Annotated in this window: 12 protein-coding genes; 6 read left to right on the forward strand and 6 right to left on the reverse strand. The window is 62.0% G+C overall.

Going from position 1 to position 13,202, the window contains the following annotated elements; translation table 11 throughout:
* Window positions 1-95: 95 nt before the first annotated feature.
* Both surE and glmU read right to left on the reverse strand, forming a co-directional pair.
* Window positions 96-893 carry a 5'/3'-nucleotidase SurE gene (gene surE, locus IPK79_06240; protein MBK8190033.1) on the reverse strand — a complete coding sequence of 266 codons (798 nt, stop codon included), beginning with the start codon at window positions 891-893 and terminating at the stop codon, window positions 96-98.
* Between the two features lie 107 nt (window positions 894-1,000).
* Window positions 1,001-2,449: a bifunctional UDP-N-acetylglucosamine diphosphorylase/glucosamine-1-phosphate N-acetyltransferase GlmU gene (gene glmU, locus IPK79_06245; protein MBK8190034.1), complete on the reverse strand. Its 1,449-nt coding sequence runs from the start codon at window positions 2,447-2,449 to the stop codon at window positions 1,001-1,003.
* A gap of 182 nt (window positions 2,450-2,631) precedes the next feature.
* On the opposite strand from glmU, the gene IPK79_06250 reads away from it, so the two are divergent.
* Window positions 2,632-3,114 (forward strand): PaaI family thioesterase, encoded by a 483-nt coding sequence (locus tag IPK79_06250; protein MBK8190035.1) that lies wholly within the window; start codon window positions 2,632-2,634, stop codon window positions 3,112-3,114.
* A gap of 433 nt (window positions 3,115-3,547) precedes the next feature.
* Here IPK79_06250 and ccsA read toward each other — a convergent pair whose 3' ends face one another.
* Both ccsA and IPK79_06260 read right to left on the reverse strand, forming a co-directional pair.
* Window positions 3,548-4,447 carry a cytochrome c biogenesis protein CcsA gene (gene ccsA / locus IPK79_06255; GenBank protein ID MBK8190036.1) on the reverse strand — a complete coding sequence of 300 codons (900 nt, stop codon included), beginning with the start codon at window positions 4,445-4,447 and terminating at the stop codon, window positions 3,548-3,550.
* A 106-nt stretch (window positions 4,448-4,553) separates the two neighbouring features.
* Window positions 4,554-6,026, reverse strand: coding sequence for a cytochrome c biogenesis protein ResB (locus IPK79_06260; protein ID MBK8190037.1), 1,473 nt, complete (start codon window positions 6,024-6,026; stop codon window positions 4,554-4,556).
* 129 nt (window positions 6,027-6,155) lie between these two features.
* Here IPK79_06260 and IPK79_06265 point away from each other — a divergent pair, with 129 nt between their 5' ends.
* From IPK79_06265 to IPK79_06280, 4 genes are all read left to right on the forward strand, one after another.
* Entirely contained in the window at window positions 6,156-7,043 is an 888-nt protein-coding gene (locus IPK79_06265) for an ABC transporter substrate-binding protein (protein ID MBK8190038.1), read from the forward strand.
* 268 nt (window positions 7,044-7,311) lie between these two features.
* Window positions 7,312-7,749 carry a BlaI/MecI/CopY family transcriptional regulator gene (locus tag IPK79_06270; GenBank protein MBK8190039.1) on the forward strand — a complete coding sequence of 146 codons (438 nt, stop codon included), beginning with the start codon at window positions 7,312-7,314 and terminating at the stop codon, window positions 7,747-7,749.
* 21 nt (window positions 7,750-7,770) lie between these two features.
* Window positions 7,771-9,702, forward strand: a complete 1,932-nt coding sequence (locus tag IPK79_06275) for an arginine--tRNA ligase (protein ID MBK8190040.1) — start codon at window positions 7,771-7,773, stop codon at window positions 9,700-9,702.
* 134 nt (window positions 9,703-9,836) lie between these two features.
* The gene (locus tag IPK79_06280; GenBank protein ID MBK8190041.1) at window positions 9,837-10,322 is read left to right on the forward strand and encodes a hypothetical protein; all 486 of its coding nucleotides are present in this window, start codon (window positions 9,837-9,839) and stop codon (window positions 10,320-10,322) included.
* 123 nt (window positions 10,323-10,445) lie between these two features.
* Here the strand turns inward: IPK79_06280 and IPK79_06285 are convergent, their stop codons facing one another.
* Window positions 10,446-11,426 carry a hypothetical protein gene (locus IPK79_06285; GenBank protein MBK8190042.1) on the reverse strand — a complete coding sequence of 327 codons (981 nt, stop codon included), beginning with the start codon at window positions 11,424-11,426 and terminating at the stop codon, window positions 10,446-10,448.
* A 304-nt stretch (window positions 11,427-11,730) separates the two neighbouring features.
* Between IPK79_06285 and IPK79_06290 the strand changes: the two genes are divergently transcribed.
* Complete coding sequence (locus IPK79_06290) at window positions 11,731-12,549, forward strand: hypothetical protein (protein ID MBK8190043.1); 819 nt, start codon at window positions 11,731-11,733, stop codon at window positions 12,547-12,549.
* Window positions 12,550-12,643: 94 nt separating this feature from the next.
* Here IPK79_06290 and IPK79_06295 read toward each other — a convergent pair whose 3' ends face one another.
* Window positions 12,644-13,060 carry a hypothetical protein gene (locus IPK79_06295; GenBank protein MBK8190044.1) on the reverse strand — a complete coding sequence of 139 codons (417 nt, stop codon included), beginning with the start codon at window positions 13,058-13,060 and terminating at the stop codon, window positions 12,644-12,646.
* Window positions 13,061-13,202 lie beyond the last annotated feature (142 nt).

Genomic DNA, 13,202 nt, shown 5'->3' on the forward strand with positions numbered 1-13,202 from the left:
GCCAGTCACAAGCGGGGCGCGCGAAAAGCCCCGCTTGTATTGGTTATATCAGAATCGTCCGGCGCGCGCGCCATCAAACAAGCGCAATGGCTTGATCAGAATTCGCGCGGAAACACCGGCCCGGTCGACTCCAGCGCATGACGGCAGCCCGAGTCGTTGAGAATCTCGTAATTGGTCAGATCAAACTGCACCGGCGTCACCGAAATCATATTGTTGCGGATGGTCTCCACATCGGAGCGCTCGGCCTCGCCGGTCTCGATAATTTCGCCTGCCAGCCAGTAATATACCTGCTTGCGGGGATCCACGCGGCGCTCGTAGGTGTCGGTATACATGCGGCGCCCCAGCTCGGTGAGGCGTACGCCTGCCATCTCCAGCAGCGGCGCGGCGGGCGTGTTGATGTTGAGAATCGTGCGCGGCGGCAGATTGGCGGCCAGCGCTTTGGGAATGTATTGCGCGATGAATTCCGCGCTGCCGGTAAAGTCGGCATGGCGCTCATAACCGTTGGTCAGCGACACCGCGATGCTCGGCACCCCGTTAATCGCGCCTTCCAGCGCCGCGCTCACCGTCCCCGAATACAGCACGTCAATGCCCAGATTTGGTCCATGGTTAATGCCCGAAACGACGATATCGGGGCGCTGGTCGAGAATGGCGTTCAGGGCGATCTTGACGCAATCGCTCGGCGTGCCGCTGACGGCGTAGGCCTTGACCACCGGCACGGGAAACGAAACTTCTTCCACGCGCAACGGCTTATGCAGCGTCAGAGCGTGGCCCATGGCGCTGCGTTCGCGATCCGGGGCCGACACGTACACGTCGTAGCGCTTGGCCAGCCATTCCACCAGCGTGCGCAGACCTTCGGCGTGAATCCCATCATCGTTGGAGACCAGAACCCGCAGGCGTTCGCTCATGCGCTATCGTATCCTTCCCGGCGTTGGCTGTTGTTTGCCCTGTTGTTTGCATTTTAGTGCAAGCGGCGGCGGCGGCAACCTGCGGGCGCAGGAGATTAAACGCCGGAGGCGCTCGTCTGCCCGGCCTGCTGCGACTGCACCCGCGCCACCCAGCCCGCGATGACGCTCTGGCGCGATCGCGCGATGGCCAGATCGCCTGCCGCCACGTCGTGGGTGATGACCGATCCGGCTGCCACTGTGGCGCGCTCGCCCAGCGTCACCGGCGCGACCAGAACGGCGTTGCAGCCGACCTTGACGCCGTCTTCCAGGACCGTGAGATGCTTTTCATCGCGAATCGGGTCGTAATTGGCCGTGATGGCGCCGGCGCCCATATTGACGTTCGCCCCCATGCGCGCATCGCCCAGATAGCACAGATGCGCCGCATTGGAATCCGGCCCGATGACCGTGTTTTTGACTTCGACGAAATTGCCGACCCGCACGCGGTCGCTCAGGCGCACGCCGTCGCGCAGGTGCGCAAAGGGCCCGACGCTGGTATCCGCTCCAATTTCGGCGTCGCGCGCGATAGAAGCGATGACGCGGGCGCGATCGCCCACGCGTACGCGACCGCCCAGCGTCGTGTAAGGGCCAATCTCGCATTGAGAGCCAATCACAACATCTCCCATCAGGCACGCGCCGGGATACAGCGTCGTATCTGCGCCAATTGTCACGTCGGGGCCGATGAGCGTTGTCGCCGGATCGATGATTGTCACGCCCTCGCGCATCCAGTGCGTGGCCGTGCGCGTGCGCAGGGCGCGATAACAGGCCGCCAGATCGGCGCGCGAATTCACGCCGAGCATTTCTTCCGGGTCTTGCAACGTGCAATCGCCGGTTTGCAGGTCCGCCGCATTGGCGAGCGCCACGAGATCCGTGAGATAGAATTCGCCCTGCGCGTTCTGCGCCGATAATTTCTCAAGCAGCGGCGCGCAAGCGGCCCAATCCATGGCGTAGACGCCTGCATTCACGCGTGTCAGCGCGCGTTCGGCTTCGCTGGCATCCTTTTCCTCCACAATCCGCGTCACGCGCCGGTCTTGTCGCAAGACGCGCCCGTAACCCGTCGGCTCAGGGAGATCGGCGCTCAGCAGCGTCAAATGATTCCCCTCGCTCTGATGCTGGGCGAGAAGCGCCGTCAGCGTTTGCGGACGAATCAGCGGCACGTCGCCCGACAGAATCAGCGCACAACCGCCGCGCGGCGCGTCGGGGGCGGCAGCGGCCTGCATCAGCGCGTGTCCGGTGCCCAGTTGCGCCTCCTGGACTGCGGTCGAAATCGCATAGCCCGGCGCGCGCTTCTGCGCATAATCGCTCAAGAACGCCTGAACCGCCTCGCGTTGATGCCCCACGACCACCTGAACGCTCTGCGGCGAGAGCGCGAGCAGGCTGTCGAGCACGTGGGCCAGCAAGGGCTTTTCAAACAGGGGATGCATGACTTTGGCCAGCGCGCTGTTAAGGCGCACGCCTTTTCCGGCGGCCAGAATCACGACATGGAGGGGGGGCGTCGCAGCGCACATGGCAAGGCTCCTGATGAGGGCGCACAAGGGTCAACATGCCCAGCGTACTGAAGACGCGCGCAAAAAAAAACCTTTCCCCGCAAAAACCGCCTGCCCCCCTTGTGCGCCTTGCGCAGGGCTGGGATTCGCAAGGCTGGTATTATAGACGGTGCGTTTTCAACAAGAAGGAGAGCATCTCGCCCATGTCGACGCCCTGCGACGCCGCCGCCGATCCCCAACGTCGGGGCTATATCGCCGGTCAGGCGCTGGACCCGGATTTCTGCGACGCCCTGATGCGGCGTATTCATGCCATTCCTGCCATTGAGGCGATGGGCTTTGAGGTTTACGGCTTTGAAAGCGGTTATTGCGAAACCCGCATGCCGCGTCGTCTTGAGCTGGACGGCGCTTACGCCTCCATGCATGGCGGTCTGCTGGCCGCCGCCGCCGACACCGCCGCCTGTTTCGCCATTATGACGCTCAGCGGCCCGAATCAGGTCCTGACCACGACCGATCTGTCCATTCGCTTTCTGGCCCCGTGTCTGAGCGACGTGCGCGCTCAGGCCCGCGTGATTCGCTTTGGCCGCACGCTGTGCCCGGTGAGCGTCGATCTGCTGGACGACGCCGATCGTCTGGTGGCTGTTGCCCAAGTCACCTACATGCGCCTCGATCGCATGCCGTCTCGCTAAGTCCGGCCCATGGCATCCGCGGGCTTGAGGGCGTTCATGGAGACACATGCCTTTTGTTGCTCTGCCGCCCGGCCCCCGCGCTGAGGCGCTTGAAACGGACTGGATGATGCCGCTTCCTATTCCTTCCCTTCTTCCTGTTCTCCCCGCTTTGGGGTTACCCGCCTGTATGCGCGGGACCCGGGCCCGTTTGACGCCGCCTTTCGCGTTTTAATCGCGCGCTATCCTCGCGAGATCACGCCGTTTTTAACAGATGACGGGCGAACGGGGTTGCGCGTCAACGCCGCCGATCCCGCCCGCGAAGCGGCGATTGTCGCGCAGATCGCCGAATTTTTACAGGCAGATGGTGGGATTCGGGTCCAGACGTCTCGCGAAACCGTGCAAAAAGCTGCTCGGCGCGGCGGCTGGCTGTCGGCTGGAATAAAAACGCCTGAGCTCAGGGCGATCCCCCAAGTTTTCCATACGTGTGAAGCCCCACCCCCAACGCATTGACGCCGAAATAGGTCAGCAGCGTCATGGCAAAACCCGCCACCGCCGTCCATGCGAGCGCGCGCGCCGAAGCCGGGCTGTTCAGACGCAGGTGCAGATACGCCCCGTACGTCAGCAGCGTCGCCAGACTCATCGATTCTTTGGGGTCCCAGCTCCAGTAGCGCCCCCAGGCTTCATTGGCCCAGAGCGCGCCCAGCATTACGCCAATTGCCAACACGGGGAAGGCGATTGCCACGCAGCGGTAGGTCAGCTCGTCCCAGAGCGCCAGCGTTTCAGGCCGGGCGCGACGCGCGTCCTGAATCAGATACCCCGCCGCGCTGGCAAAGGCGAGCGTCAACAGGGCGTAAGCCGTTAGAACCGCCGGGACGTGAATCGCCCGCCAATAGCTTTGCAAGGCGGGCATCAGCGGCGCAATCTCGCGCGGCAGCGTCGCCGCATAGCTGAGGGCGCCCAACGCCAGCAGGCCGATCATCTGCGCCCACAAGGCCATGGGGCCCGGTTCGCCGTCGGCTTCTCCCGTCTCAACAGGCTTCCCTGGGCGGGGCGTCCAGAACCGGCGCATCAGCAGGGCCGCAACCAGCAGGGCCAGCGTCACCCCCAGCAGCGATTCATACATATTGGAGAGCGCCAGCGCGCCAGCCGCAAGCGAACGCGCCACCAGCGTCGCCAGCGCGCTGAAGGCCCCCAGCGCATAGGCGAGCCAGGCGAGACGATCCAGCCGGCGGCGCGCGCCAACGGCGCAGACCCCGGCGGCAATCGCCGTGAGCAGGCCGACGCCGAGACAGGCCAGCGCGCCGCCCAGAAACGCGGGTTCGGCGGCGGCAGGCGTGAGCGGGATGGCGACCATCGGGCGGGTTCTCCAGTATTGCGGCGGGCAAACGGGCGCGCGCCGGGCAAGGGGGCGATTGGCTGACGCGATTTCAGCCGGGGTTTCTCTCGAACGTGTGATTATTCTAGCGCCGCACAGGCGAGGGGGAGGCAGATTCTGCGGAAACGCCTGCGTCGGCCAACTCCCGGTAGATTGCCTCGCGTTCGCGCGCAAATCCGGGCAACGGCCGATGCGCCAGCGCCAGCGCCCGGAACCGCCCGTCTGCGTCGGGCGCCAGCCAGCATTGACGCTGGGTGAAGAGACACGACAGCGCGCCGAGGGCAATCAGGGCAAAGGCCGCAAAGGCCAGCGGGGTTTCCGGCGCATGGCGAATCAGCAGCGCGCTGGCCCACTGCGGGCCGTCGTAGCGCAGCGTCACGCGACTCAGGCGAACGGTCTGCCCGATGCCCAGCGTCTGTGGCGCAGCGCCGGACGACGGATTCGCGTCTGAGGTCAATTGCCCATCCGCGCGAATCAGCACGGCCTGAATGCGTGAGGGATCGGGTTTCGCCTCCTCCTGCGGCGTCGCTTGCGTCATCGCCGGGAAAATCACCAGCAAGACGGCTTCTCCGCCGTTGAGAACCGGCATGAAGGCTGCGGGTCGCCCCAACAAGCGCTGAGACGTCTGCGCAGAACGCGCCGCGCCGTTGACGGTCAGATTCAGGCGCCCGGTCGGCGCAAAGCCCGACTGATAAATCGACAGTCCCCCCACGCGCAGCGGATGATTCACCGAGGCGGTCCCGCGCGCCCGCATGCGGTTATCGCTGTCCTGCAAGACCATGTCGCTTTCATATTGGCGCGGCGTTGGCGAAGGCGCCGCAGCAGAAACCGGGTTTTGAATCACCCGAAACCCCGTTAAGTGAAGCCGCCAGGGCGGAACGGCGCCGCGCCAGAACGGGGCGGGCATGGCGGGTAAGAACGCGTCGGCGTCGCGTTGCAGGGCGAACGCCTCTCCCGGCGTCAGGGTTTTTTGAAGGGCAAAGCCGGTAAAGGCGCCATAAACAGAGGCAATCAACAGGGTCATTACGCCCAGATGCGCCGAAAATGGACCCAGCCGCGCCCACGCATGCCGCGTGGCGTAAAGCCTGTCGCCGTCGTCGTCGACCACGCGATAGCCCCGCCGCTGTAATGTCTCTTTCAGTACGCCGCGCGCCTGCGCGCCAGACGCCCCTGCCAGAAAAACCGCCTGCGGATGCGCCGCCATGGCCGTCGCGTCAAGAAAGGCGGGCTTCAGGGCTGCGCGCCATGCGGGCGCCAGCCATTGCCACGAGCCCAGCGCCAGACTGGCGAACAGCAGCCCTTCCAGCAGCAGAAACCACGGCGCGCTGTACAACGAGAACAGCCCCAACGCGCGCATCAATGGATACGCCTCGCCAAAGCGCGCGCGCAGCTCGCCGACTGGGGTCAGCGACTCCTGGGGAATCGCCGCGCCCAGCGCGATGGCCGCCGCCAGCGAGATCAGCGCCGCAATGCCGAAGGACGGCGCGCGCGCCGGGGCCGTCGCCCGCCATGCCGCCCGACCCAAAGCCAAAAGCCAACGCCAAAGCCATGTCATCACGCCTTATCATCGCTGATGGGGGGCTCGGGTTTCAATGCGTTGCATTCGGCTAGCCGTTGCGAGGGGGTTTGCGATAAGCTGTCGGCCAAGGCCGTCTTCTTTTTGATAAGTGATGAGGATTTCCCCGCGATGACCCCCGCCGCCGATTCCACGCTGATCCGCGTGGCCCACAGCCCGGATGCCGACGACGCCTTTATGTTCTATGCGTTGGCCCATGACAAGGTGGACACCGAAGGCCTGCGCTTTGAGCACACGCTCACCGACATCGAAACCCTCAACCGCGAGGCCGAAGCCGGGACGTATGAGCTGACGGCCTTGTCTTATCACGCGTACGCGTATGTGCATACGCAATACGTCTTGCTCGACGTGGGCGCGAGCATCGGCGACAAATACGGCCCCGTGCTGATTGCGCGCGAACCGCTGAGCAAGGCCGATCTGGCCGGAAAACCCATCGCTGTGCCCGGCGAGCGGACCACCGCCTACCTGGCCCTCAAGCTCTGGGATCCGTCTCTTGTCACCCGCACGATGCCGTTTGATCAGATTCAGGACGCGGTCGCCTCAGGCGAAGTCGCCGCCGGGCTGATTATCCATGAAGGCCAACTCACCTACCCGTCGCTGGGACTCAAAAAAATCGTGGATCTGGGCGAATGGTGGTTCGACGCCGTCAATCTGCCGCTGCCGCTGGGGGCTAACGCCATCCGCCGCGATCTGGGCGAGGACGTGATTCTCAAAACCGGCCGCGCCCTCAAGCGCAGCATCCAGTACGCGCTGGATCACCGCGAAGAGGCGCTCGACTACGCGCTGAGCTTTGCGCGCGGCCTGCGCCGCGAGGACGCCGATCAGTTTGTCGGCATGTATGTCAACGACATGACGCTGCATACGGGCGCCGAGATCCGCCGCGCCGCCCGTTTACTGTTGTATATGGGATTCGGCGCCGGCGTTCTGCCCGCAAAGATTGACCCGGAATTCGTTGCAATCGAAAACACGGCGTCTTGCGGTCCCTGCGCCTGCGCGTAGGCCCGTTTTCGGTTCGCCGCGCCAACAAACGTTACGCAACGTTTCTTATTCAAGAATTGACCGTTCTCCCTGATTTTCACTATACTGAAGCGCATTCAGCATCCGCCTTCGCCGCGTCGGCCATTTCCCCGTCGGCCGCCGCGCAGAAGGAAGGGAGAAAGAGAATCAGGCCCGCTTCACGCTCTGGAAACAAGGGCTAAACGATAGCGAATTCTCGATTAAGAACGCGGATGCAATTCATCATATTGGTTTGGAGGACGCATCTCGGATGGATTTGAAGCAGGGCGATCTGGAAAACATCATCCTGAATGCCGTATGGGATCTCGAAAACAGCGGCACAGAGAAGATCTATGTTGGCGAGGTGCAGGAGCGCATTAAATCGCCCGCCAAAAAATGGGCGTACACCACCGTTAAAACCGTCCTCGATCGCCTGGTCGATAAAGATCTCGCCGAGCGCGAAAAGGACGGCAAAAAATTCTTCTACCGCTCGCGCGTCAAGCGCAACGAAGCGGGCCGCAAAGCCATCGAAAAAGTGCTGCGCCAGTACTTCCAGAACGACGTCAACGGCCTGATCGACTGCCTGCTGAAAATTGAGCCCGACGCCCCCAACGGCCACGGCGACAAGTCTATTCTCAAGCAACGTCAAGCGGCGTTGCAGCAGCTCGAATCGGTCCGTCAGGAACTGGTTCGCCCGTCCGCGTCGTGATCGCGCGACGCCCGGGGCCGCATGATTAAACGCGCGCTGGCGCACGCCCTCACCACCGCGTGGCGTCAGGCCGCCGCCGACTGGGGGCTGGGCGCAGAGGCCATCGACGCGCTGGCCGATCTCGAAGCGGGCGGCTCTGTTCTCAAGCTGGAACGTCCGCGCGTGGCCGCCCATGGCGACTATGCCGTCAACGCCTCGCCGTTGGCGCGTCTGGCCGCTCAGCCCCCGCCGCGCATCGCTCAGACGCTGTCGTCTTACCTGCGCTCGGAATCGTGGCAGGTCGAGGTCGCGGGCAGTTTCCTGAACTTCCGTCTTCAGCCGGGGTTGCTGCTTGCGGCGCTGGCAGACATCCTCAAAACCCCTGCTCCCGGCGCGAATCAGGCGATGGCGGGCGAAACCGTCCTGCTCGAATACGTCTCCGCCAACCCGACCGGCCCGCTGCACATCGGCCATGGGCGCTGGGCGGCGCTGGGCGACTCGCTGGCGCGCGTGTTTCGTCATTGCGGCGCTGTCGTCACGCCCGAATTCTATATTAACGACGCCGGCGTGCAGATGGACAATATCGCGCTGTCGCTGCTGCTGCGCTGCGTGGACCAACTGCATCGCGACGGCCAGATCTGCGCGGCCCCCTTGCAGGCGCTGGGCGCAGATTGCGGCGACGGCCTGCCCTTTGCCTACCCCTATCCCGGCGATTACGTCGGCGCGCTGGCGCTGAAATTTCTGGTAGAACCCTCCGAAAAAGGCGCTGAGGAAGCCTCTCCTCAGGCCCTGACCCTTGCCGCCTGGGCGCGCCTGCAAGACGCGGCGGCGCTCAACGCCGAGACCGGCCGTCTGGAAGTGACTCTGGACGATAAAGCGCTGTTGGAGCCCTTTGGCCAGTTCGCCAAAACCGCGATGCTCGCCGAGCAGCAAGCCCTGCTGGCGCGAATGGGCGTGTCCTTTGAGGCCTGGTTCTCCGAAAAAGACATGCTGCGCGCGCGCGGTCTGGTCGAGGCGATTCTCAACACGCTGCGGCGTAATCGCTTTTGCTACGAGAAAGAAGGCGCGCTCTGGCTGCAATCCAGCGAGCTGGGCGACGAAAAAGACCGCGTGCTGATTAAATCCGACGGTCAATACACGTATCTGGCCGCCGATGTCGCCTATCACGACCAGAAATTCCGTCGCGAGGACGACGCGGGCAAGGCCCAGTACACGCGTTTTATCAACATCTGGGGCGCCGATCATCACGGCTATATTGCCCGCATGCGCGCCGCGCTCACCGCGCTGGGTCATCTCAACGCGCCCGACGATCCGCGCTTTGAGGTGCTGCTGGGCCAATTGGTCAATCTGCTGGTCGACGGCGAAAAAACCCGCATGGGCAAGCGACGGCGCATGTTGACCCTCTCCGACGTGGTCGAAGAAGTCGGCGTCGACGCCGTGCGCTTCTGGATGGTCAGTAAATCCGCCGACACGACGCTCGATTTCGATGTCGATCTGGCTCAATCCGCCACCCAGGACAACCCCGTGTTTTATGCGCAGTATGCGCATGCGCGCTGTGCGGGCATTCTGCGTAATGCGCTGACGCCGCCGCAGACCGCCGCCGAGCCGACGCCCGCCTTTATCAGCGCTGAAGCCCTCAAGGCCTTGTGCGAGGCCCCCTCTCACGACGCCTTAAGCCCGCTGTTCGACGCGCTCGAAACCCCGCAGGCGCTGGCCGCTGTGCGCGAGCTGATTCTACGCCTTGACCGCTTTGAGGCGCTGGTCATCGACGCCGCCCGCCTGCGCGCCCCGCACCTGATCGCCCGCTACGCGCTGGAGCTGGCGGCAGATTTCCACTCGTTTTACAACGTCTGCCGCGTGCTGACGCCAGATGAATCGCTCACCCGCGCGCGTCTGGGCTTGATTCTGGCGCTGCGCAACACGCTGGCGCAAGCCTTGAGCCTGCTCGGCGTCAGCGCCCCCGAGTCGATGTAACGCCCCGCCCCCCGATTTGTAACAATTCGATCCGCCACGCGCGCGGAATGCAGGCGCGTTGTTTTTATGCGATTAGGTAAATAAATCGGCGTGGGCCGTCCGGTGGGAATTGCCAGAAATAGGGGGTTTGTGGAATGGGTAATGGAACGTCAAATGCGCGTCAATTGGGGATAGATACGGCGCGGGGGTTTTTGGAGCTGCAACGGCTTCAGTCGCACAATCCAGCAATGGCGTACCAAAAGAATGAGGAATTCTCTTATTCCGCGCCGATCCCGCAGCAAGGCAAATGGGACGAGACGATCGCCAACTTGAAGGCGTACGGCAGCGGCTATGCCGAGGAAATCAAAAAAAGCGGCTTACCCAGTGATTTTTCCCGTTATGATTTTGACCACAATGGCCATGTCTCTCCCATCGAGGTCGGGCTTGGCGTGGCCTGTCTGGATTTAAATCAGGACGGGCGCGTCACCCCGCAAGAACGCCTGGAGCAGGCGTCTGACCTGACGGCGAGGGGGACTAACCCGCTTGAGCAGTATATTATGAAAGTCTTTGGCGCGAGCGGGTTTGATGGCGGGCTCAAGCTGCGCGCTGCGTTTCTCGATGGCCCGGATGTCCGGCAGTAAAGGCGCGTCTCCATCCGCGCTTACGTCACGAACCCAGCGGGTTGTGGCTATCGTCGCCGGGATACGCTCGTCTTGAGACGCCTCGCTCGGCGGGACAAGACGCGCTCGACTCTTTTTAAACCATTAGCTGTCGAAAGTCAGCTTAACGGGAATCGTCGTATTCACTTTCCAGATGTTGCCATACGCCTTGTCAATTTGAGTCGCGCCCAGGCTTTTTAGTTGCTCCTGAGAAACAGGTTCATAGCCGAGGGCTTTCATAAACTCAACGAGTTGAGGCGCTTGTTTAAATACCTGATGTTCCACTTGGCCAACCACCACATAGGTTTCTTTGCCCCTGTTATTATTCTGAATGTCTTGCAGGACTCGTACAAAGCCTTTAGGCCCATACTGTTGCGCAATATATCCTAAAGCGTTCGCGGCCACATAGACTTGCCTCTTGCTTCCTGCTGGCGCACGCTTGACATAATCGCGCATATCCGCAACTTCAAAGTGTATGTCGGGAAGCCCATGAGGACGAATTTTATACCAATTCATGCCGTTTCCAATGGCGATATTGGAGACGGGGTCGCGGGTAATTTGGGAAAGATTGGGATATTGCTTGACTAAGGCATCAAAGTTATCGGGCGCTTCAGAAGCCTCTAAATACTGATTCCAGCCATTTTGGGCCAGAGGATTATGAGGCGCTCTTTGCGTGTCATTTGCCCAGATCTTTTCCTGATCCGTACAAACGAGATAGCCGGTTTTGGCAAGTTCAACCAGATAAGGCGTGTAATCAATCCCCGTGATTTTAACGTTGCCTTGAGCTTTTTTCCCCATGGATTCTTTCAAGGTGATGGCGTAGGCATAGGCTTCTGAGCCATCCGAGCACCCCAGAATATGAATATCCGCAGGGCTTTGTCCTATTAATTTTGAAACCGCTAAAGTGGTCGGAAGTTCTCTAAAAATTCGGGTGGCAAAAGGTTTGAGCGTGTGCTCCTTTGGATTTTTATGAAAGCCCTTTAAATACGCATCGACGTTATCCGGGTTAAAGTTGGCATAAATCCCGCCAAATCTGACGGGCGCGGAAGAAGCATGCCTTTGAGAAAAAACGTTGCCAATATCCATGGGGAAATCCCTATTGTGAAATGCGGGCTGTCTTCCCTATAAAAACCGCTGAAGCATTCTTGTGATATATCCGAGGGCTATTGTGGGCGCCTGCATCCCTTCTTCGGCTCGAGTGCGCCGTCTCAGGCTCACCTCATCGCCCTCTTCCCGCACTCAGACGCCAATTCGCTCTCTCCTCGCTTGATAAGTCGACATATTTCTTCATAAATCCTCCCAAACACTAGGCAAAAAGTGCGATAAAAGCTATACTTTTTATATAGTTTATGCGGTGTGACAAAATTTTCCAAGGGGGAACTGATCGATCATGTGGGCGCGTTCGCCTTCCTTTCGGTATGCGCCGTTTTTGATGGCGCTGCTGACGAATCTGGGGCTCTTCGGCGCCCTGATGGACGCGCTGTACGCAGATTCTCAGGAGAAAGTCCGCGCCTGGGCGAGTTATTTCAGTCGCTACTGCTTTCCGGTGCTGATGGACCGCCATATCCGCCAACAATCGGCCCAAAAGCCTGAGCCGGCGGACAAAGACACGTCCGAGGGCGCGCTGGCGCTGGTGAATCGTCTGCTGGCGATGCTGCAAGAGCCGAAAGACGCGACGCACCCGCCGAACCTGTCCGCCGGGCGCGCGGCGCGCGACATCGAAGCGGCCCTGTCCGGGCAGCGGCCTTGCGGACGCGGGTTTCCAGACGATCGCGCCGACGACCGCTTCTTCAGCGCTCAGTGGGGCGATCCGCCTCCCAATCCGCGCGCCTCACGCGGAAAATCCCCGCACTTTCCGCGCCTGCGGCTGATTGAACTCTTGCAGCGCCAGCGAATTCTGCTCAGCAATCCGGCGTGGGGCATGCCCAATTATGCGGGCTGGTGGGACGACCCGGCGATTGCCCCTGAACGCCTCGACGATATCGCCCGCGCCTTGCAGCCGCGCTCAAAACCGACGCTGTTACCGGCCCTGATGCGCGCTGCAGGCCCAGAGCCGCCATCCGATTCGTCTGATCAGCCTGAAAAACCCTTGACCGAGCGCTTGTTTTCCATCAGCGATCGGGATCGCCGCCTCTTGCGGCAATTAAAGCCCGAACTGGGTAACCCGACGCCGCGCCGTCAGGCCGAAGACGCCCGTCATCCGCCCTAAGGCCGGGCCCGGACGCTCTCTAATATCAAGACGAGGGACGCGCCGCGCCCCTATTGGCGCAGGCGCGTTTCGCCATCCCAGAGGAGTTTCTGTCCTAAGCGTCGACGGTGAAGCGAGCAGACGGGATCGGCGAGGGAACAGCCGCCGCGTCCTGATCCGCCTGGTCCGCCAGAAGCTTCGCCAGTTGAAACAGGAGCGGCGCCATATTGAATTCAGGCCGAAGGAGTCCAGGCGCGCGCTGAACCGTCTGATGCGCGCTGACCATCTCGATCAGGTCCAGTTTCAGCGCCGGCGGAAGGTTGTTTCCGCTCGCCAGCGCCTGGTCGATCACCGTGGTGACGTCGCGCTGAATCGTCGGGGGGATGCTGGCCGTTTCCTGGACCGCAGACTGAAGTTGCTTCAAAAAACGCCGATCGTCGCCCGTGAGTGGGCGGGGCGGAGGGGCCCCGGCGGACGGCGCGGGACGCGCCGGGGCGGCTGCAAATCGGACGGCTGAGCGTGAGACGTTCATTAAAACGGCGACCTTTTCCACGGGATTATTTTGAATGTCAAATGGGGGTATCAACCAAACCCAGACCCGGATTATGAAACAAACACGCGGCGTTGCGTCAGGCGCTCGCGGGGAGATGCATGTGTGAGGTCCAAGGCCTGAT

The sequence above is a fragment of the Vampirovibrionales bacterium genome (genome assembly GCA_016712355.1).
Lineage (GTDB): Bacteria > Cyanobacteriota > Vampirovibrionia > Vampirovibrionales > Vampirovibrionaceae > JADJRF01.